At 67.4% G+C, this 19,268-nt stretch carries 20 protein-coding genes and 1 riboswitch; of the genes, 9 read left to right on the forward strand and 11 right to left on the reverse strand.

Annotated features, from left to right (window positions below; all coding sequences use genetic code 11):
• Both ACFE7W_RS14065 and ACFE7W_RS14070 read right to left on the reverse strand, forming a co-directional pair.
• Positions 1-1,170 carry a hypothetical protein gene (locus ACFE7W_RS14065; RefSeq protein ID WP_375425431.1) on the reverse strand — a complete coding sequence of 390 codons (1,170 nt, stop codon included), beginning with the start codon at positions 1,168-1,170 and terminating at the stop codon, positions 1-3.
• An 11-nt stretch (positions 1,171-1,181) separates the two neighbouring features.
• Positions 1,182-1,721, reverse strand: a complete 540-nt coding sequence (locus ACFE7W_RS14070) for a hypothetical protein (RefSeq protein ID WP_375425432.1) — start codon at positions 1,719-1,721, stop codon at positions 1,182-1,184.
• A 157-nt stretch (positions 1,722-1,878) separates the two neighbouring features.
• Here ACFE7W_RS14070 and ACFE7W_RS14075 point away from each other — a divergent pair, with 157 nt between their 5' ends.
• The gene (locus ACFE7W_RS14075; RefSeq protein WP_375425433.1) at positions 1,879-2,538 is read left to right on the forward strand and encodes a response regulator transcription factor; all 660 of its coding nucleotides are present in this window, start codon (positions 1,879-1,881) and stop codon (positions 2,536-2,538) included.
• A 449-nt stretch (positions 2,539-2,987) separates the two neighbouring features.
• Here the strand turns inward: ACFE7W_RS14075 and ACFE7W_RS14080 are convergent, their stop codons facing one another.
• Positions 2,988-3,176 (reverse strand): hypothetical protein, encoded by a 189-nt coding sequence (locus ACFE7W_RS14080; protein WP_375425434.1) that lies wholly within the window; start codon positions 3,174-3,176, stop codon positions 2,988-2,990.
• Between the two features lie 524 nt (positions 3,177-3,700).
• Here ACFE7W_RS14080 and ACFE7W_RS14085 point away from each other — a divergent pair.
• The gene (locus ACFE7W_RS14085) at positions 3,701-4,495 is read left to right on the forward strand and encodes a phosphotransferase (RefSeq protein WP_375425435.1); all 795 of its coding nucleotides are present in this window, start codon (positions 3,701-3,703) and stop codon (positions 4,493-4,495) included.
• Positions 4,496-4,719: 224 nt separating this feature from the next.
• Here the strand turns inward: ACFE7W_RS14085 and ACFE7W_RS14090 are convergent, their stop codons facing one another.
• From ACFE7W_RS14090 to ACFE7W_RS14105, 4 genes are all read right to left on the reverse strand, one after another.
• Positions 4,720-5,151 carry a DUF302 domain-containing protein gene (locus tag ACFE7W_RS14090; RefSeq protein ID WP_375425436.1) on the reverse strand — a complete coding sequence of 144 codons (432 nt, stop codon included), beginning with the start codon at positions 5,149-5,151 and terminating at the stop codon, positions 4,720-4,722.
• 620 nt (positions 5,152-5,771) lie between these two features.
• Positions 5,772-6,503, reverse strand: a complete 732-nt coding sequence (locus ACFE7W_RS14095; protein ID WP_375425437.1) for a Crp/Fnr family transcriptional regulator — start codon at positions 6,501-6,503, stop codon at positions 5,772-5,774.
• A gap of 420 nt (positions 6,504-6,923) precedes the next feature.
• Entirely contained in the window at positions 6,924-7,346 is a 423-nt protein-coding gene (locus ACFE7W_RS14100; protein ID WP_375425438.1) for a phosphatidylserine decarboxylase, read from the reverse strand.
• Between the two features lie 6 nt (positions 7,347-7,352).
• Positions 7,353-7,598, reverse strand: a complete 246-nt coding sequence (locus tag ACFE7W_RS14105) for a phophatidylserine decarboxylase associated domain-containing protein (protein WP_375425439.1) — start codon at positions 7,596-7,598, stop codon at positions 7,353-7,355.
• A 674-nt stretch (positions 7,599-8,272) separates the two neighbouring features.
• On the opposite strand from ACFE7W_RS14105, the gene ACFE7W_RS14110 reads away from it, so the two are divergent.
• Both ACFE7W_RS14110 and ACFE7W_RS14115 read left to right on the forward strand, forming a co-directional pair.
• Positions 8,273-9,043: a class I SAM-dependent methyltransferase gene (locus ACFE7W_RS14110; RefSeq protein ID WP_375425440.1), complete on the forward strand. Its 771-nt coding sequence runs from the start codon at positions 8,273-8,275 to the stop codon at positions 9,041-9,043.
• 96 nt (positions 9,044-9,139) lie between these two features.
• Positions 9,140-9,745, forward strand: a complete 606-nt coding sequence (locus tag ACFE7W_RS14115) for a recombinase family protein (protein WP_375425441.1) — start codon at positions 9,140-9,142, stop codon at positions 9,743-9,745.
• A 502-nt stretch (positions 9,746-10,247) separates the two neighbouring features.
• On the opposite strand, the gene ACFE7W_RS14120 is transcribed toward ACFE7W_RS14115, so the two are convergent.
• Positions 10,248-10,517: a ribbon-helix-helix protein, CopG family gene (locus ACFE7W_RS14120; RefSeq protein WP_375425442.1), complete on the reverse strand. Its 270-nt coding sequence runs from the start codon at positions 10,515-10,517 to the stop codon at positions 10,248-10,250.
• Positions 10,518-10,879: 362 nt separating this feature from the next.
• Positions 10,880-11,097, forward strand: a riboswitch (cobalamin riboswitch).
• Between the two features lie 128 nt (positions 11,098-11,225).
• Between ACFE7W_RS14120 and ACFE7W_RS14125 the strand changes: the two genes are divergently transcribed.
• The 4 genes from ACFE7W_RS14125 to ACFE7W_RS14140 are packed head-to-tail and all read left to right on the forward strand — an operon-like array spanning position 11,226 to position 15,663.
• Positions 11,226-13,859, forward strand: a complete 2,634-nt coding sequence (locus tag ACFE7W_RS14125; RefSeq protein WP_375425443.1) for a ribonucleoside-diphosphate reductase subunit alpha — start codon at positions 11,226-11,228, stop codon at positions 13,857-13,859.
• A 51-nt stretch (positions 13,860-13,910) separates the two neighbouring features.
• Complete coding sequence (locus ACFE7W_RS14130) at positions 13,911-14,927, forward strand: ribonucleotide-diphosphate reductase subunit beta (protein ID WP_375425444.1); 1,017 nt, start codon at positions 13,911-13,913, stop codon at positions 14,925-14,927.
• Positions 14,928-14,949: 22 nt separating this feature from the next.
• A complete protein-coding gene (locus ACFE7W_RS14135) occupies positions 14,950-15,255 on the forward strand; it encodes a hypothetical protein (protein WP_375425445.1) in 306 nt (101 codons plus the stop codon).
• A gap of 60 nt (positions 15,256-15,315) precedes the next feature.
• The gene (locus ACFE7W_RS14140) at positions 15,316-15,663 is read left to right on the forward strand and encodes a (2Fe-2S) ferredoxin domain-containing protein (protein ID WP_375425446.1); all 348 of its coding nucleotides are present in this window, start codon (positions 15,316-15,318) and stop codon (positions 15,661-15,663) included.
• Between the two features lie 316 nt (positions 15,664-15,979).
• Here ACFE7W_RS14140 and ACFE7W_RS14145 read toward each other — a convergent pair whose 3' ends face one another.
• From ACFE7W_RS14145 to ACFE7W_RS14155, 3 genes are all read right to left on the reverse strand, one after another.
• The gene (locus ACFE7W_RS14145; RefSeq protein WP_375425447.1) at positions 15,980-17,266 is read right to left on the reverse strand and encodes an acyl-CoA thioesterase/BAAT N-terminal domain-containing protein; all 1,287 of its coding nucleotides are present in this window, start codon (positions 17,264-17,266) and stop codon (positions 15,980-15,982) included.
• 217 nt (positions 17,267-17,483) lie between these two features.
• The gene (locus tag ACFE7W_RS14150; protein ID WP_375425448.1) at positions 17,484-17,891 is read right to left on the reverse strand and encodes a class I SAM-dependent methyltransferase; all 408 of its coding nucleotides are present in this window, start codon (positions 17,889-17,891) and stop codon (positions 17,484-17,486) included.
• 24 nt (positions 17,892-17,915) lie between these two features.
• On the reverse strand, positions 17,916-18,038 hold the full coding sequence (locus ACFE7W_RS14155; RefSeq protein ID WP_375425449.1) for a hypothetical protein: 123 nt from the start codon (positions 18,036-18,038) through the stop codon (positions 17,916-17,918).
• A gap of 29 nt (positions 18,039-18,067) precedes the next feature.
• Between ACFE7W_RS14155 and ACFE7W_RS14160 the strand changes: the two genes are divergently transcribed.
• A complete protein-coding gene (locus ACFE7W_RS14160; protein ID WP_375425557.1) occupies positions 18,068-18,649 on the forward strand; it encodes an AAA family ATPase in 582 nt (193 codons plus the stop codon).
• Positions 18,650-19,268: the final 619 nt, after the last annotated feature.

A 19,268-nucleotide genomic window follows, 5' to 3' on the forward strand; every position in this document is an offset into this window, starting at 1 on the left:
CTAGCCCAGCACCGGGAGCTGGGCCAGGGCGCTGGCCTGGCCCCGGCTGACCTTCACCTCAAGCGAGCCGCCGAGGAACGTCGTGCGCTCGCGGGCCCGCGCCACCGCGGCCTTGAGGTCGGCTGAGCGGTCCACCGGCCCCCGGACCCGGATCTCGAGGGCGTGGTCGTCGAAGCGCAACCCGACGTCGATGCGGGAGCTGGGCTCGTCGGCCAGCACGTCGACCAGGTGCTCGACGATCCGGTAGGCCGACAGCTCGACCGTCGCGGGCAGGGAGCGTGGGTCACCGGTCACGCTCAGCCGGGAGTCCGCGCGGGTGTGCCGAGCCAGCACCGCGTCGAGATGGGTCACGGTGGGCGCCGGGGCGAGCGCGACGTCACCGCCTCGCAGCAGGCCGACGATCTCCCGCATCTCGTCAAGGGTCGCGCGTCCGTCGGTCTCGATCGACTCCAGCAGCGCGCGGGCCTGGCCGGGCTTCAGCTGCTGGCCCGACTCGGCCGCCGTCGCCAGCTGGCCGAGGCGTTCCTGCAGCAGCTCGTCGAGCTGCCGGGACAGCCGGGCCCGGTCGTCGGCGACCTCAAGGGCCACCCGCTCGTCCCGCAGCTGCCGCAGCTGGGCTGTCCGAGCGGTCAGCTCGGCGCTCAGGACCGTTCGGTGGCGTACCGCGCGGCCCACCGCGAAGACGATCAGCACGATCGGGAAGGCCAGGACGAACGCTCCGAAGCCGGTCGTCGAGTCGACCACCAGGACTGCGGCGGTCAGCAGGCTGGCGAGCACCAGCACCACCGCCGCCCGGCCGCGCTCCAGGGCAACCGCCCCGAGGTAGGCCAGGACGAACGCCAGCGGCAGTCCGGCGCCGCACCGGGTCACCCAACCGAAGACCCCGTCATGCAGCACCATCACGGCGAGGGCGATGCCGGTGGCCGCGACGACGCTGCGGCGCCACCACAGCACCGGCAGGGCGGCGAGGAGGAAGACCGGCAGCATCAACCAGGAGTGGGACGACATCGGATGCACCATGCTGCCGTCGGTGATGGCGGCGGCCAGCTGCTGGTCGGAGATGCGGACGTTCTCGACCATCAGCCAGACCGCCAGAGTGGTCAGGGCCCCCGCGATGACGCCGTCGACCGGACGGACGCCCTGGAAGACCCTGCGACAGCCCTCACGCATCGCTCGACCTCTCAGGCGTGGACATGCTCGGCGCTGCTCAGCGTAGGTTCCGCGGTGCTCCTCGCGCCACGCTGCACGAGAAGTCCGGTGCCGTAGCAGATCGCGGCCGCGGGCACCGAGATCGCGAGAGCGTTCAAGCCGCCGGTGGAGGAGTCGTGCACCAGCGTGAGGACCTGGTGAGCGAGGATGCCGACCAGGCCGACGACCTGGTGGCGCCGGCTGCCGGCGAAGCGCGCCACCGCGTAGGCCATCGCGACCGACAGGGGCAACGCGAACCCGCAGCGGGTGATCCAGCCGAACGCCGGCAGGCTGATGGCCAGCACGACCGTCGACACGCCGACCGCGGCCAGGATGTGGCGACGCCGCCAGAGGATCGGCAGGGCGGCGACGATGAAGACCGCGACGATCAGCGGTGAGTGCGAGTCGAGCGGGTGCGCCACGTCGGCGTTGGGGCCGGCGGTGACGTTCTCGACCCCGATGAAGACGCCGAGCGCGACCATGGCTGCGGTGAGCACGTAGTCCAGGGGCCTGATGTTCTTGGTGGTGTCCATCTCTGTTCCTCTCGAGCCGGAACCCGGTTGGCTCCGTTGCTCCTCTCACGCTCGCGGACCGGGCCTGTCGTCGGCGTCGGCAGCGAGGATGAGCTCGGGGCGTCGCGTCATCCTCGAGGAGGAGCCGCACGAGGTGGAGAACCGACAGAATGAGCGGGTGATCAGGGTCCTCATCGCCGACGACCAGGAGCTGGTCCGAACCGGCTTCCGGGTGATCTTGGAGTCCGAGGGCGATCTCGAGGTGGTCGCCGAGGCGACGAATGGCGTCGAGGCAGTCCGGCAGGCGGCCCTCGCGAAGCCGGACGTCGTGCTGATGGACATCCGGATGCCCGAGCTCGACGGCCTGGCCGCGACGGAGCAGATCCTCCGGCGGCCCAGCCCGCCGACTGTCGTCGTGCTCACTACCTTCGGCCAGAACGAGTACGTGTACCGGGCCCTCCGCGCCGGCGCCGCCGGCTTCCTGCTGAAGGACGCCCCCTCGTCCCGCCTGGTCGCCGCCGTCCGGGCCGCCGCCACCGGGGACTCCCTGATCGAGCCGTCCATCACCCAACGGCTGGTGGAGCGGTTCGCCGAGCCCGTCAGCACGCCCGGCATTCCGGCCCGGCTCGCGCCGCTCACGGCCCGCGAGCTCGACGTGCTCCGCCTGCTCGCCCGTGGCCTGTCCAACCAGGAGATCGCCATGGAGCTAGTGGTCGCGGAGACGACCGTCAAGACCCACGTCGCCCGGATCCTGACCAAGCTGGTCGTCCGCGACCGCGTGCAGGCTGTTGTCGTCGCCTACGAGACGGGATTCGTGCGCAGCCAACGTCCCCGCTGATCGACCGCCGTGACTCCGCGCCAGGGCCGATCTCGGCGACGCCATGGTGGGCGATACTGGTATCGAACAGTGACCTCTTCCGTGGCGGGGAGATCGACCCGCCTGGCGTGGCCCCCACACGTTCGTTTGTGAGCGTGAACACCTTCTTTCGGGTCCCGGTGCACGCGCTGGTGGTGTTACACCACCTGTTACACCGTCGTGGCCGTTGAGAGCATCGTCGAGAAGGCCTGGGCGCATGCCGTACCAAGCCCGAGCCAAAGGTCGCCTGGTCACCGCGGCGGATCTGCACTCTTGCCGTTGAGGCAGGTGCTCCGTCCGAGGATTACTCCGGCCCGATCCAGCCCGCCCCTTACGGCCGAGGATGGCGCGCGAGCCAACCACGATGACTTCAGGATGGCCGAGGATCTGGCAGGCCGTACGGATGGCGTGCTCCAGTTGCTCTCGCCGCATCAGCCGGCCAGTCGCAGCACGTCGCGGCGCACCTCGTCAGGAAGGAGGCCGGACAGAGGGGAGACCTCGCGCATCTCGATCGAGCCGCGATCGAGACCGGTCAGGACGCGATGGAGTCCTGGCAAGTCGCTGCTGTCGACCAGCTCGCGCCACCGTTGGAGGTTGCGCTCGTGCGGCTGACCGGTCATCCGATCTCGGAGGCTGTCCAGGTTGCGGTCCATTGTTGGCTGCCACTGCTCGAAGCTGCTGCGGTTGAGTTGCGTGGAGAGTCTGCGGTGGTGCTGCCATGACCGGGTCTCGGAGCGGGTGAGTTGGGAACGACGCGTCGACGGACGACCTCGAGGCGGCGGCCCACGCAGGACAGGAGCCGGTCGAGCTGCTCGTCGCTCAGGTGGACGCGATCCGACAGGAAGCCGCTGATGCTCGGTTGACGCACGCCGCTGAGCCGGGACAGTTCAGACTGGGTGGTACCCGTCTCGACCATCACCTCACGCAGTAACCTGCTTCGACTCGTCACCAGGAGCCTGTAGCGCCAGCTGCTAGAGCAGCGGATGGTAGGGGAGGCTGCTCCTGCTCCAGCGGTGGCCCTGGGCACCACAGACCAGATGTCAGCTACTCGTGCACCAGCCCCCCGGCCGGCTCGGTGTCGGCAGCGGGTTTGCGGGGCGCCGACTGGTTGCTGCTGACAGCTGAGGCGTGTGATGGTCAGCAGGTGGACGCCGATGCACAGGCCGCGATGGACGCAGCGGGGCGCGCCACGTTGGCTAACGTCGAGGCCCGTCCGGTGACTATTGACGCTGGCGTCGTCACGCGCCCGGCGTCGGCGGGCAGTGAAACCGCTCATAGCTTCCTCCGTCATCTTCGCGGCAAGGGGCCTGAGTGCGTCCCAGAACCCATCGGTCTTGGCGACGGTGTGGAGACGCTGCGCCACATCGACGGGGCGTCAGGCGGTGAGGGGTGGTTTCACCAGCATGGCGAGCAAGGCCTCGTCTCCGCAGCTCGGCTATTGCGCACCGTCCATGATGCTGGGCTCGATTGGACCCCACCTGCGGACGCAGTCTGGGGTGCACCTCCCGTGGCTGGCGACGACATCGGCTTCTGTCACGGGGACCCGGGTCCCTGGAACTTCGTCTGGCGGGACCAGGAAGCTGTCGGACTCATCGACTGGGACTACCTGCATCCGGCGCCCCGGGTGAACGATGTCGCTTATGCCCTCCACTGGTTCGGGCCGCTACGCCGCGACGAGTTCGTGCTCGACTGGCATCACTTCTCCGTGGTGCCCGACCGTCGCAGGCGCGTGCAGGCTTTCGCCGACGCTTACGGCAACCTTCGTCAGTTCGACATCGCCGACGCCGTCACGGCGGCCATCAGAGCAACCTCAGACCGGATGCTCGAGCTGGCTCAGGCGGGTCAGGAGCCGCAACGCTCGTGGGTGGCCGATGGTGCGTTGAATCGAAACGCCGCCGAGATTGCCTGGGTGCATACGCATCGGACCGCGTTCTCGTGACCCCGACCGGGATGGGCGTAAGCCGACCCTCGTGAGGCGCACGACCAGGGGAGGACGCTCGGGAGGGCTGGTGGAGGGCACGGCGGAGCCCGCAACGAGCGTCACCCGACATGGCGGCGTTCCACCCGAACCGGTCCGCCTTGCCGAGGCGGTGGCCAACGTCTCCACGAGCGGCCGCCTGCCTCCGCGTCTCGCTGCGAGGATCTGGCAGTCGTCGGTGGTACTTACTCCCCGTGACCTCCGCTACCGAGAATCGAAGCCGGGGCAGCTAAGCGGAACGACTCGATGGGTTGCGCCAGGAGGCCGAAGGCGGCGGCCAGGCGAGCGGTGATGTCGGTGGCCACCGGTTCGAGGACTGGGTCACCTGTGGTGGCGACCAGCAGCCGAGGGTTAGCGGCTTCGACGACGGTGACGTAGGCGGTTTCGGCGCGGACCACGATGGTGCTGGGAACCAACAGCCCGATCGACGGTTCGACCTCGAGCGCGGCGCGAAGCAGAGCTGGCGTGGACACTCCGAGCGCGGTCTGAGGCGGCATCTCTACGCCCAGCCGGTCGCCGAGAAGCCTGCTGACGTCGGTCTCGGTAAGGATCGTGACGTGTTGCTCCGCCAACGCGCTCCGCACCCGGTCGAGTACCTGAAGGTAGGGCTTGTGCACTACGACCGTAGGGCCATAACCCATCGATTCCTCCCGAGTGCGCCGGGGGCTTCCCCGACACCTGACGGCACGACCTTGGGGTAGCGAAGAAAAGTCTGCGGTTACCTGCTCGGGGGTTCAGGTAACCGCAGACTCGATCTGGTGTGTCGGAGACCATGCTCGGGGGTTCATGGCCTCCGACAACACGATGAGGTTAGAACGGCGGCCTGACTGGGTACAAGGGTTCAGTTATGTCCGGTAGCGGACATGTCCGCTACCGGACATTCGAGGCCTGTCAGATGGCGGCGCTGACGTCGACTGGCTGGTGAGGCGCCTCCGGGTCGCTAGGCGGTCTCCTCGTCGAGCTCAACCGTGCCGGTATCGCGGAGCCGCTGGGCTCGGCGGCGGTAGGTGCGGGCTCGGTCGCTGAGCCGGTCAGCCCGGGCACGCATCCGCTGGCTGTCGGGGAGGGCGGCAGCCGAGGAGCGCATGCGATGCGCGGTGGTCTCCTGGAGCTCAACGAGCCGCTCCTCCCGGTTGGCGCGGCCCGCGTTCCCCAGCCTTCACCGTGTGTTCCTTACCGTACATAAGACAAGGCGAAGCCCGCCTGGAGCGGTCTCCGGCGGTCGGTTGGACCGGAGTCACCGCAAGCGGTTCGGGGGGTGGAGAGCCTGCTCGGTGGCGTCACGGACGACCTGGTAGCAGGTACAGGCGTAGGACTCCAGCTGCGCCCGGTCCAAGACGGTGAGCACGCCACGGACGTAGGTGATGCAGCCGTCGGCGGCGAGGCTGCGAGCTTCTCCGCTGACCGAGGCCCGTCGCACGGCCAGCATCTGGGCGAGGAAGTGCTGCGTAAGCTCGAACGTGGGCGAGTGCATCCGATCCTGAGTGGTCAACAGCCAGCGGGCCGTGCGCTGGCGGACGGTGTGGACACGGTTGCAGCCGGCGTTGCGGACGAGCTGGATGAACAGGGCCTGGGTGTAGCGGCGCATCGTCGCGTACAGCGGACCGTCCACGGCGGCGGCGGCCCGACCGAACGCATCGGCGCTCAGGGTGACGGCACGACCGGCCACCTGAACCGACGCACGTTCGGTAGGGGCGCCCGCGCCGAGGTACACCGAGATCCCCGACATTCCTTCATCGCCCACGGTGGCCGCCTCGACAACATCTCCTTCGCCGAGGTCGGTGACGAGCGAGATCACCCCACTCAGGGGGAAGTGGACGGCTTCGACGCGCCGGCCCGGCTGGTACAAGACGGCGCCGAGGACCAGCTCGACCTCGGCAGCCTCCGCGAGCAGCTCGGCCAGCTCGGCATTCCCCAACCGGTCCAGCAGCATGTTGCCGCGGGCCGCCGCCAAGTCGACGCCCGTCACACCGGACCTCTCACGCCGACCGGGCGAACCAGCAACCTGGAGAAGCCGAGCTGCGGGACCGGCGGCGGCACCTCCAGAGCCACAGGAAGAACGGGAGAAGCAGCTCCCAGCCAGCCGCCCGCGGGCAGTGGCCGGTGAGAAGGCAGTGTGGCCGCAAACGGGGCACGAGATGCGTGGCGGGTGTTCATGGGGACCGAGTTTCTGGTTCGAGGACAAGACCGGGATAGTCGTACATCCCGGACGGCAAGTGTTTGACTGACCTCACACGAAGTACCTCCGGCAGTCCTCAGCCTATCGCCGGCACGCCAGCGGTCGAAGCTTCAGCGATTCCGCGGGTCCAGGTGGCCTGCTGGAAGGCGTCGGGGACGAGCTTCGTCGTCATTGCGGTCTCGGTGCGCCAGCCCAGCCTCCGGCCGGGAATCAGCTGGCTCGGAGGATCTGCGTACATACCTTCACCAGCGGCGCGTCGGGATCGTGAGGCTGTGGTACCGCACTCAGGGCGAGCTGGTCGACGACCCGGGGCCGAGGACGAGGCAGTAGGTCGACCCGCCGAACTGGAAGCAGCCCAACTCCTCGCCTTTGGCGAGGTGGTAGCCCAGGACGACCTGCGGCCTGGTAGACGGTGCCGCCCACGAGGTCATCGACAGACGGGTCGCCGGCCAGCATGTCCAGTAGTGAATACGACTGATTCTTGACCCATAACTGGTCCTGCCGCCGGACGTCGGCGCTGATCCCGTACGGTGTCGACTCGCACGGGCTGACGATGACCCTGTCGTCCCTGGGCGCGGCGACCGGTGGCTCGCCCTCGTGGAAGCGTCGTGTAAAGAAGTCATTCCAGGACATGAAACCTCAGTGCTCCGCGTCCGGGTCGTGTTCGTACTGCTCCATGCCGACCGCCTCTCGCGCGGCCTGGGCCATCCAGCCTGACTCCGAGTCGTTGAGCACGTAGAGGGACGCGGGGCCATCGAGGAATTCGCACCAGGCACGCAACACCTTCTTCAGCGCCGCGTTGACCTGCGGGTCGCGGAATGCGGCGAAGCCCGCAGTTGTGCCCATCGCCCAATCCAGGACAGCGTTGAGCGGCGTGATGACCATCGCCTCCGCGCTGAACTCGGCGCCGAGCGCAGAACACCATTCATCAGCCGGAGGAGCTGCGGCACGTTGTGGAGGTGCCGACGGCTCTAGGGCTTGCCTTGAGGCTCCTCACTGAGCATCCGCTCGACGTACATCCGAACCATCGGGTTGGCGTCGATCAGGTCTCCCAGGTCGATCAGCGCCGGGTGTAACGGTGCGTCGTCGTGCTCGACTCGCTGCTGCAGCGTCTCCAGCCAGGTCTCGAGCCAGCAGCGCTCAGATTGTGGCGGCCGACCGCCGTCGACGCGATGATGAGAGCCGATGACGAATCCTCCCGCTCGACCAGAAGATGCACAGGTCGCACCCGGTACCCGACCCTCGTGCGAAGCACGTTCAAGGGACGACCGTCGCGCGGAGCACGTTGAGTGGACGACGCTCGTGCGGAGCACGCAGAGCGACCGTTCTGCGAGAACGACCAACCAGGTGCTCACGTGCACGTGCGGGTCGGCGTCCAGCGCGACCAGTGCGGTAACGGCCAGCTGTGGAAGGCTCGAGACACAGTCGCTGGAAGCGCTCGGGCGCGCGACGCGTACCCGCGCTCGACCGGAGGGCAGTAGTCGCGAGCAGGACGCGACGACCCGTGGATTGCGAATCGCCGCACCCGACCTCGCAGCGACGGGGGCTACCTTCGTCGGGTGACAGCGGGAGGCGCGGAGGATCTGGGTATTTCGACCGACAGCGAAGTCCGAGATCAGGCACTAGCCTGGTCGAGACTCGCTTCGGACTACGAGCGTGCGAGGGCCCGTGAGGACTCGTTGGATCGGCTGACGGAGTGGCCGGCGCAACGCAGACTCCTCGGCGACGTCACCAGCAAGTCGGTGCTCGACGTGGGCTGCGGCAACGGCGGCAAGCTCATCGAACTCGTCGAGGACGGCGCCCTCAACTGTGTGGGCCTCGACATCAGCGACAACTTCCTCACACCAACAGCCGGTTTGAGCCTGGTTAAAGGCGACCTGTCTGAGCTCGGCTCCGTCTCTGAGTTGGCCGGCCGCACCTTCGACCGGATCTTGTTCCTTCAGTCCTTCGGCTACTCCACCGACCCTGTCCGCACCCTCCGATCGGCGCGGAAGATGCTGGCCAAGGACGGATTCATCCTCCTTAGCAGGACACAGCCCATCCGCTACGCCGTCGAGCGGGCCGAGAAAAACGGAACGTCACTCGGCGAGGAGTACTTTTCCAGCGCCGACTACTCCTACTCCAACGGCTGGAACGACCAGATCACACTTAGCAAGCGTCCCTACACGATCTCGGATCTGCTCAACGAGTTCAGCGCCGCCGGTCTATGGCTCGAGAGTGCCGCCGAGCCGCAGCTGCCAGAAGACGCCCGCCAGCGGTATCCCCACAAGCAAGCATGGATGAATAGGTACCTCGGCATCTTGATCTTCAAGCTCCGGCCCCTTCCTTGACCGGCTCGCAGCGCAATATGCGGACTACAAGTACCGCAGGCCGTCCCTCGTGGGAAGCACGTCAGAGACGGACCCTGGTGCGGGGGACGCGAGCCAGTGGCCGACCCTTCTGCGGTCGCTGGTTGGGTACCGCTGGTGGTTTGCGGGCTTGATTTTGACCGCGGGAGCGGACCAGGTCATCCCCGTGAGATGAACACACTTCTTGGGGGCTACGCCCCAGTCTCGACCGAAAGCCAAGATCTCACCACGCAACGAGACGCGCTCCGCGTCCTTGGTGTCGGTGACGACCGCATCTACGTCGACCACGGCCTGACCGGCACCAACCGCGACCGGCCCGGGCTCGAGCTTGCGCTCGCCGCGTGCCGTGCCGGTGACACTCTCGTGGTGACCAAGCTGGACCGGCTGGCCCGGTGGCCCGACGCCCGCGACATCTTGGCTGAGCTGACCGCAAAGAGCGTCCCGCTCAGCATGGGCGGCTCGGTCCACGACCCGTCCGACCCGGTCGGACGGCTGCTGTTTAACGTGTTGGCGATGGTCGCCGAGTTCGAGTCCGACCTGATCCGGATGCGAACCCGGGAAAGGATGCAGGTCGTAAGAGCTGAGGGCCACCTCCGGGGCAAGCAGCCGAAACTGACCGTCATCCAAGCGAAGCACCTGTCGAGCTGTCCGATCTCGGGACCTACAGCACCACTCGGCAAGTGACCCAGATGGGGCGTTCTGTCCGAGTAGAGGCAGATGTCGGTGACGAAGTGGTTGCTGTAGCTACATGGACCACTGCAAGCCCACAGTCTCGTCGTCGGAATGGCTCGAAGGCCCAGTCCGATCGCTGCAAGGGCGCGCTCAGGTTCCGACTCGGCGGATGGGACCGAAAGCGGCCATCCTCGTGCGGGAGCACGACCAGTGGACGACCCTCGTGCGGGGCACGCAAGGATTCGTCGCGCAATGCTCCGAGGTGTTGGGGCGAGGCCTCTACGGCAAGAGGTCGTACATCTGAGGGCGGGCCTTCATGGCGTGGATGACGAGTTCGTTGCCGCTGTCGAAGACGAGAACGACCGTCTCCAGGAGACGGCCGACGCTGTCGAAACCGAGCCGAAGTTGTCGAGCGGAGTGTCGTCGTCGAGGTCCTCGATCCAGAGGGGCCAGCTCGCAGCCTGGATGGCGTCGCGCTCTTGTACTCCGTGCTTGAGAGCGGACCTGTGGACCCTCACGCAGCCGATGTCGCCAATGCCTCGCGGATGACCTCGGATCGAGACTTTCCCTCACGTGTAGCTCGAGCGTCGAGTTCTGCGAGCTCGGTAGCCGTAAGCCGCAGAGCGACGACTTGCGACGGCTCGGCGCCTCGACCGGGTCTGCCGCGCCCACGCCTCTTCAGGTCCTGGGCGTTGTAGCCGGCGTCGGCCTCCGCAGCCCAGGCGGCAATCTGCTCCTCCGTGACGGGAACCCCGTTGATCGTCTCAGTCACATCCACCCTCATATCGTATTACGAAACCCGATCAACCGGCAGTCCTCCGTGCACCCTCGTAGGTCCCATGACGACTCCCGTGCGGAGCACGACCCAGTGGACGACCCTCGTGCGGGGCACGTTCAGTGGAGGACCGGCTACCGGGCACCCGTGGGTGGGCCGCCGATGTCTCACTCCCTGCGCTTACCCCTTCTAGTGAGAAAAGGACGTCTCCGTATGGGCTGGAGGAGAGGTTCGGTCTCGGTGGGCTCGTCGCGGCGTCAGCCATATCAGGCAGCCGAGAACGGCGCGTGCGCGTGTAGGGCGCCGCGCGGGGGCACTCAACGGGTACAGCGACACCACATCTAGGTAGTTACAACCGCGTGGTTTCCATATATGGTGCTCTGGTAGCTGGTTCGGCTGCCCAGCCAGGGCGGTTGTCGTAAGAGGGAACCCGGTGTGAGTCCGGGACTGCCCCGCAGCGGTGAGTGGGAACGAAAGCCGTCAGAAGCACTGGGGCACAAGTCCTGGGAAGCGACGGCCGGTAGGTCCGGCCCTGAGTTCAGGGTCTTGCCCACGAGTCCGAAGACCTGCCCGCTGCCGCCTCGGAGTGGTTCTGAGGTGTTCGTCGGCAGCCTCGTGGGAGGGCTGGACCGCGGACCCGACCCTCGGTCGGGCTGCTGCTCCATCCCTTTGGCGTACCTGGGTGTCGGCGTCGGTCTCGACGCGAGGGAGCACGACATGACCACCACCACCACCAGCACGAGCAGCACGACGGTTCGGGTGACGAAGCGGGACGGTTCGTTGGAGCCGTACGACGGCTACGAGGTCGCCCGCTCGATCGAGGCGGCCGCGCGGGGCTTGGACGACGCGGTGACGCGGGCGACGCAGATCGCCTCGGAGCTGGAGATCGTGCTGTTCGATCGGATGACGACCGAGCAGCTCGACGAGGCGGTGATCCAGGTCGCGCTGGGCAACGTGAAGGAGGACCCGGCCTTCGACACGATCGCCGCGAGACTGCTGGTGAAGACGCTGCACAAGGCAGTGTTCGGTCAGACCCACGACCTGTTCGGGGAGGCGGACGCGGACGCGGTCCGGCAGCTGCACCAGGAGTTCTTCGCCGGCTACGTCGAGCGCGGCGTCGCCCGCGGCCTGCTGGACACCCGGTTGTTCGAGGTGTTCGACCTCGACCGGCTTGCCGCGGCGCTCGACCCGACGCGCGACGACCTGCTGCGCTACGTCGGGGTGCAGACGATGCGGACCCGCTACTTCGTCACCGAGGCGCCCGACGCCCGCGGGGTGCGCCGCCCGCTCGAGGTGCCACAGTTCTTCTGGATGCGGGTGGCGATGGGCCTCGCGCTGAACGAGGACCACCCGACCGAGGCGGCGCTGCGCTTCTACGACTCGATGTCACGCCTGGAGTACCTCGCGGCCGGCTCGACGCTGGTCAACGCCGGCACCTCGTATGCGCAGCTGTCGAACTGCTTCGTGGTGCAGATGGAGGACGACATCGAGCACATCGGCAAGACCGTGCGCGACGTCATGTGGCTGACCAAGGGCACCGGCGGCATCGGGCTGTCGGTGAGCAGACTGCGATCCGAGGGATCGCCGATCCGGTCCAACGGCACCACCTCGACCGGTCCGATCCCGTTCATGCACACGATCGACTCGACGCTACGGGCGGTGTCGCGGGGTGGGAAGAAGTTCGGCGCGCTGTGCTTCTACATGGAGAACTGGCACCTCGACTTCGCCCAGTTCCTGGACCTGCGGCAGAACTCGGGCGACCCCTACCGCCGCACCCGGACCGCGAACACCGCGGTCTGGATCTCCGACGAGTTCATGCACCGCGTCGCCGCCGACGCCGACTGGTACCTGTTCGACCCCCTCGAGACCCCCGATCTCGTCGAGCTCTACGGGAAGGCGTTCTCGCGTCGCTACGCCGAGTACGTCGCGATGGCCGAGGCCGGTCAACTGCGCCGGTTCACCAAGATCCGCGCCCGCGAGCAGTACCAGGCGATCCTGATCTCGCTGCAGACGACGTCGCATCCATGGCTGACGTGGAAGGACACGATCAACACCCGCGCCCTGAACGACAACACCGGCACCATCCACCTGTCGAACCTGTGCACCGAGGTCTGCCTGCCGCAGGACCGCGACAACGTCGCCGTCTGCAACCTCGCCTCGATCAACCTCTCCACCCACCTCGTGCCGGCCCTCGACGCTGACCCCTCGGCACGTCCGACCATCGACTGGGACCGGCTGCGCACCTCGGCCCGCTCCGCGGTGCGGCAGCTCGACAACCTCATCGACATCACGCTGTCCTCGGTGCCGGAGTCGGAGCGCTCGAACGAGTGCAACCGCGCCGTCGGGCTCGGAGTCATGGGCTTCACCGACGTCGTCGAACGGCTCGGCTGGTCCTACGCCAGCGAGCAGGCGTACGCGCTGATCGACGAGTTGATGGAGTTCATCAGCTTCCATGCCATCGACGCCTCCGCCGACCTGGCCCGCGAGCGCGGCGCCTACCCGAACTTCGCCGGGTCCGGCTGGTCACGCGGCCGGGTGCCGGTCGACACCCTCGAGGCGCTCGAGGCCGACCGCGGCACGCCCGTGAAGGTCGACCGCACGAGCCGGTTGAACTGGGAGGCGCTGCGCATCAAGGTCGCCGGCGGGATGCGCAACGCCACCCTGCTGGCCATCGCGCCGACCGCGTCGATCGGGCTGGTCGCCGGGACCACCCCGGGCATCGACCCGCAGTTCAGCCAGATCTTCAGCAGGGCTACCGCGTCGGGGAAGTTCCTCGAGGTCAACCGCAACCTCGTCGCCGACCTCAACGCCCTCGGACTGTGGGAGCAGGTCCGCGACGACCTGCTCGCCCGCCAGGGCGACCTCACCGACATCGACGCCGTCCCCGCAGACCTGAAGGCCGTCTACCAGACGTCGTTCCAGCTCAGCCCGTACGCGTTCCTGCACGTCGCCGCGCGGGCGCAGAAGTGGATCGACCAGGCCATCAGCCGCAACATCTACCTCGCCGACCGCGACGTCTCCTCCATGGCCGACCTCTACGCCGCCGCCTGGGAGATGGGCGTCAAGACCACCTACTACCTGCACATGAAGCCCCGGCACACCGCCGAACAGTCGACCGTCAAGGTCAACAAGGCCGAGCAGATCCAGCCCACCACCGGCACGACTCCGACAAGACGCGGGTTTGGCGCCGCCCGGACCAGCGTTCCCGCCGCAGCCGCGGTCACCGCGGTGGCGCAGCCGGCCGCGCTGGTCCCCGTCCCGGCCTCGCCGGCTCTCGAACTCGATCCGGTCGGTGGAGCGGCGTGCCCGGTCGACCCGATGGAGCGGCTGCAGTGCGACTCCTGCCAGTAGCCCACGCCGCCTGCGAACAGCCTGTCGCCCCGACCTCCCAAGGACACTTCCATGACGACCACCGCACCCGCCCCGACCTCGACCCGTACGGGCATCCTCGGCTCCGGCATCACCGAGGGCCTGCTGCTCAAGCCCGTCACCTATCCCTGGGCCTACGACCTCTACAACCAGGCCGTGGCCAACACCTGGTTCCCCCACGAGGTCCAGCTCGGCGAGGACCTCGCCGACTTCGGGCGGATGAGCGAGGAGGAGCGCCACGCCCTCACCCACCTGATGAGCTACTTCAACCCCAACGAGCTGCTCGTCAACAAGGCCCTCGCCTTCGGCGTCTACCCCTACGTCAACGCCGCCGAGACCCACCTCTACCTCGCCAAGCAGATGTGGGAGGAGGCCAACCACTGCATGGCCTTCGAGTACGTCCTCGAGACCTTCCCCATCGACCGCACCGCCGCCTACGAGTCGCACGTCACCGTGGCCTCCATGGCTGCGAAAGAGGAGTTCGAGGTCCGCTACATCCGTCGGATGACCGAGCAGACTCTCGACATCACCACCGTCGAAGGCAAGCGCGACTTCGTGCGCAACCTCGTCGCCTACAACGTGATCCTCGAGGGGATCTGGTTCTACTCCGGCTTCATGGTCGCGCTGTCATTCCGCCAGCGGAACCTGCTGCGCAACTTCGCGTCGCTCATCGACTGGATCGTGCGCGACGAGAGCCTGCACCTGAAGTTCGGGATGAATCTGATCCTCACCGTCCTCGAGGAGAACCCCGAGGTCGCCGACGAGGACTTCGCCGACGAGATCCGCGCGATGATCATCGACGCCGTGACCATGGAAGAGGCTTACAACCGCGACCTGCTCCCGCACGGGATCCTCGGGCTCAACGCCGACTACATCAACACCTACGTGAAGTACCTCGCTGACCGCCGCCTCGAGGAGCTCGGCTTCGACCCCGCCTACGGCGTCGCGAACCCCGCGAAGTGGATGGCCACCGCCAACGACACCCTGCAGCTGGTCAACTTCTTCGAGTCCATCAACACCTCCTACGAAGTCGACGCCCGTGCCCACTAACTCGAGCATTGACGCGATCGCCATGGCAATCGCTGCAGGGGCGGAGGTCGAGGTGGTGCTGCGCGGTGTCGAGCTCGTCGGCGGCCCCGGGCACGTGAAGCCCTCGGCTCTCTGGTGGACCGGCAAGGTCGACGGGATGCTGCACCGCAACACCGTCGCCCAATTCGTCACCTTCATCGAGCACGACGGCAGCACCGTCGTCGTCGATCACGAGGGGCGCCGACTCGAGGTCGCCGTCACCGCCGCCGACCGGGTCGGGACGAAGAGCCTGCAAGCACGCGCCGACGGACGCTGGACCGGTGACCTGCTCACGCTGCCCACGATGTGAGGTGGCTGTCGTGAAACCGAACACGACCTCACCGGGTGGGACGAGGCCGGTGAGCCGCGGGTGCGTCTGACGATCTGCCGCGGCTGCTGCTGCGGCACCAAGAAGGCGCGCCCTGACGTCGACCACGCCGCTCAGCTCGCTCGCCTGTCTGAGCTCACCGACGAGCACGGCCTCGCCTGGAGGCAGTCGGAGTGCCTGGGCCCGTGCGAGGAGGCCAACGTGGTCGTCGTGCACCCCTCCCCGCAAGCGCGGGCGGCGGGCGCCCGTCCGGTGTGGTTCGGCCTGGTGGACAGCACACAGCTCGAGATCCTGTCTTCCTGGCTCACCGCCGGCGGCCCAGGCATGGCCCCACTGCCCGACCAGCTCGTAGCCCACATCGTTGATCGACCGGCGCGAGCTGCTCCCTGACCCTCCGCCTTGGGTGGCACGGATTGTCGCCGTTGGCCGACCCTCGTGTGGAGCACGTTCAGTGGACGACCGGCGTGCGGGGCACGTTCAGTGGACGACCGTCGTGCGGGGCACGATCAATGGAAGACCCCGTGCGGGCGCAGCTGGTGTGAACGAGCCGTTCCGGTGATCGGTGCTCGAGAGACCACTCGTGGGACTCAGCCAGAGCGCCGTGAGCATCACCTTCACCGGCACCATCGGTTCAATGCCTTACGTGACCGAGATCGGCCGTAGGGCGGCTTGTTCGGGAGCGGTGGGAGTGCTCGAGTGCCGGTCTTCAGCTCGACCCGAGGACGCCGGTGATCTTGGTCCAGAGGTTCTGTAGGGGTTGGTCGTTGGCGGTTTGCGTGTTCCCCTCGAGCTCGGGCAGCGGGGTGGCGATGCTGTCGGGGAGCAGGTTGCCGATGCCGTGTCCGGCGTCGGTGTAGGAGTAGAGGTGGTCGGTGTAGGTCGTGTGATGGGTCTTGCGCCGGCTGAGGATGGCTCGGCTCAGCAGGCAGGAGCGCCACACCTGGTCGGCTCCGCCGCAGACGATGATCATTGGGCCATGGATGCGTTCCACCGGTATCACTGCTTCTGGGTTGTCGCTCGGGGTGGGGTTGTTGAAGTCAGAGCTGTAGGGCAAGGGTTTGCCGTGGTAGGTCCAGGCGGCGCCGTCGCAGGGCTTCTGGCCGGTCGGGTAGCTGCAGTTGATGACGTTGGACGGCGAGCCTGCGATGACGCCGTGCACTAGGCCCGGATAGTAGACGGCGAGCAGCTGGGCGGCTTCTGAGCCACGGGAGGTGCCGGCAACCCACACTCGATCGGGGTCGACGCCGGGCTGGGAGCGCAGCCAGGTCAGGGCGTTGGCGAAATACTCGAGCGGGATCTTGGACAGGGTCTTCGGCAGTCCGGGTGCGCCGAAGTAGGCGATGCTGAGCGCGGACATGCCGTGCAAGGTGAACGCTGCCGCGGTGACCTGCTCGTCGTTGCCGCCCTCGGAGCCACCGATCAACAAGACGGCCGGGTGCCTGGTCTTCTTCTCGGCTGTTCTGGTGGCGTAAAGCCCGGAGAAGCCCTTCGCCGCGACGGTCGGCTGGATGTACTCGATCGTGGTGCCGGGGTGGACCAGCGTCCGGGTGAAGGCCGAGGTCGCGGTCTTTCCGGCCGCGGTGACCGTCGCGGTGAACGGGCTCGGAGTCCTGGGCCATCGGTAGCCGGCGGGGGTGGTGGTGGGCTGCATCGAGGTGACCAGCCCCATGGGGTCGGTGCCGGAGTACGTGCCGTTCGTCGCGGCGGCCGTAGTGACGTCGACTGTGCCGTGCTGGTCGGCGACATAGTCGGCGTGGCTCGCCCACACGGTCCCGGTTCCGTCTGTCGATGTGAGCTGCAGCGTCGCTATCTCGGCTGGGGCCAGCCCTGCGACCCGGATCGTCACAGGCCGGTCGAGGTCGGTCGCCGTCGGCTCGATGATGAGTTGCGGCTGGCGGTCCGCACGCGAAGGGTGGGAGCAGCCCGCCAGAGGAAGTGCCAGGATCGCGGGGACGACGGCTGCCACGACCACGAGCCGCTTCGTCGGGAGCACCAGACCAACGTAGCCGGAGATGGACTGCTGCCACCCCCCGTCGGCGCATTCGTCGCTTCTCCAAGAGGGGGGCGGGTCTACGCTGCCTGAGAGGCAACCGACGGGAGAAGCTCGTGGCTTGGTTGAAATCGCGAATTCGAAAGCTGACGCGGACCCTACTGAAACCCTATCGCCTCGTTCGCGATGGCCAGAGTGATCTTGACGAGGTCTATCCCGATCACCCGCCCAAGCTCTCCATCGAGCAGGCCGCTGTACAAGGCCTCGGCAGGCGGCGTCGGTCCGGCCGCTCCTGAGGTGCAGACCGTAACGGCCGGCAGCTCATCCTTCTCGGACGGTTCAGGCTCAACCGTCGCCAGGTGGGTTTCGTCGAGCTGAACAGTGGATCGGCACGCGACAAAGGACGGGTTGGTGCCAGCCGCACGGCACGACGACCCTCGTCGAGGTCGTGCTGACGCACCTCGGCCCGGTTCCCGGGCCGGGCTCGGCTGTGGCTGACCAGTGTGGCGCTGCCGTCGATGCCGAGGACGGAAGCGCCACGCTCGACCAGCGCACGGGCGTAGTGGCCCGCGCCGCATCCGGCGTCGAGGATCCGCTGCCCGGCGACGTCACCGATCAGGCTGAGCATCGTCGGTCGATCGACGTGAGAGTTCTACATGTCGGTCTCGACGTGGGCGGCGAAGTAGTCGCCGTCCGAGCCGTGGTGGGCGAAGTTGGTAGACACAAGTTGAGTGTGCCGGACCGTCACCGCGATTGGACCCTCGTGCGGGGCCACGTCAGGTGGGTCGGCAGTACGGTCCTCGGGTGAGTGCGGACTTGCCCAGGGACGGACGGGGCCTCGACGGTGGTCAAGCGTGCGTCCTCATCACGGGGGCGCCCGGCGCCGGCAAGTCCACGGTGTCGCGACTGGTCGCTCAGCAGCTCTCACGGTCGGCACTCCTCGACGCGTACTTCGTCAGCACGCTGGTCGTGAGCGGCTACGTCTGGCCTCTCGGTGAGCCGGCGGATGAGGCAGCCCGGCAAGTTCGGCTCCTCAACGCGAACCTGTGCGCTCTGTCGGGAAACTTCGCCGCTGCCGGATTCACTCCCGTCATCGACATCGTCCTACCGGACGGTGAGCAGCTCGAGACTTTCCGCCGAGCGCTGGTACCTCACCGTCTTCTGCTCGTCGTCCTAGATCCGGGTAGCGAGACGTGTCGGTACCGCAACCAGATCCGTTCGCCGGAGGAACAGTTCTTCTTCGAGGGGTACGACGAGCTGCGGGCCGCGATGCGCGGCGGGTTCGGCGACCTCGGCTGGTGGTTTGACACCTCCGCCCTCAGCGCTGAGGAGAGCGCCGAGCAAATCCTTCGAGAGGTTCTCGAGTGCGCCATCGTGAGGAGTTGAGTCGTGGGCAACGGCCGTCGTGTCCAGTCCAGGCGGTCGAGGACTGGGTGGCCAAGGACGCCCGGAGCAAGCACTGATCGATCGACGTCAACCTCTGTTCACCGGGCACCCGCAAAGGAGGCGGCACACGCTGGTGATTTTTGTCTCGCTCGTCGGGGCGGCGTCAATCGGGACAACCCTCGGCAGGCCGCTGGTTCCCTCTGCTGGTTGTTGGTGCAAGGTGGCGACATGAGCGATCCCACCTGGGTTGAACACGAGTCGACGCCGATGACGGTTGGAGAGCTGCGAAGCCGACTCGCCTCGCTGCCAGCCGACATGCTGGTGATGGCCGTGTGCCCCCAGAACGTGCCCGAGACGTCGCACACCATCATGAATGCGACAGGGTGCGAAGTTCGGTCGACTCTGTATCAACGCGGTCAGGACCGGCTACTGATCACGGCATCTGCACCCACCGCTCGATACCAGGGGTAAGACTCACACTGCCCGGGACTCCGACGGTTTCCTTGTACCGCAAACGGACGTCGCCCGGGGCACGTTCAGTGGGCGACCGTCGTGCGGAGCACGTCAGTGGGCGACCGTCGTGCGGAGCACGTCAGTGGGCGACCGTCGTGCGGAGCAC

The organism is uncultured Friedmanniella sp. (assembly GCF_964244285.1).
Lineage (GTDB): Bacteria > Actinomycetota > Actinomycetes > Propionibacteriales > Propionibacteriaceae > Microlunatus.

What these genes read in the sequence shown, in the direction of transcription:
- ACFE7W_RS14070 (WP_375425432.1), bottom strand. Translation starts at nt 1,721, where the DNA reads ATGGACACCACCAAGAACATCAGGCCCCTGGACTACGTGCTCACCGCA.
- ACFE7W_RS14125 (WP_375425443.1), top strand. Translation starts at nt 11,226, where the DNA reads ATGACCACCACCACCACCAGCACGAGCAGCACGACGGTTCGGGTGACG.
- ACFE7W_RS14130 (WP_375425444.1), top strand. Translation starts at nt 13,911, where the DNA reads ATGACGACCACCGCACCCGCCCCGACCTCGACCCGTACGGGCATCCTC.
- ACFE7W_RS14065 (WP_375425431.1), bottom strand. Translation starts at nt 1,170, where the DNA reads ATGCGTGAGGGCTGTCGCAGGGTCTTCCAGGGCGTCCGTCCGGTCGAC.
- ACFE7W_RS14080 (WP_375425434.1), bottom strand. Translation starts at nt 3,176, where the DNA reads ATGACCGGTCAGCCGCACGAGCGCAACCTCCAACGGTGGCGCGAGCTG.
- ACFE7W_RS14120 (WP_375425442.1), bottom strand. Translation starts at nt 10,517, where the DNA reads ATGAGGGTGGATGTGACTGAGACGATCAACGGGGTTCCCGTCACGGAG.
- ACFE7W_RS14105 (WP_375425439.1), bottom strand. Translation starts at nt 7,598, where the DNA reads ATGGTCATCACGCCGCTCAACGCTGTCCTGGATTGGGCGATGGGCACA.
- ACFE7W_RS14100 (WP_375425438.1), bottom strand. Translation starts at nt 7,346, where the DNA reads ATGTCCTGGAATGACTTCTTTACACGACGCTTCCACGAGGGCGAGCCA.
- ACFE7W_RS14150 (WP_375425448.1), bottom strand. Translation starts at nt 17,891, where the DNA reads ATGCTCAGCCTGATCGGTGACGTCGCCGGGCAGCGGATCCTCGACGCC.
- ACFE7W_RS14135 (WP_375425445.1), top strand. Translation starts at nt 14,950, where the DNA reads ATGGCAATCGCTGCAGGGGCGGAGGTCGAGGTGGTGCTGCGCGGTGTC.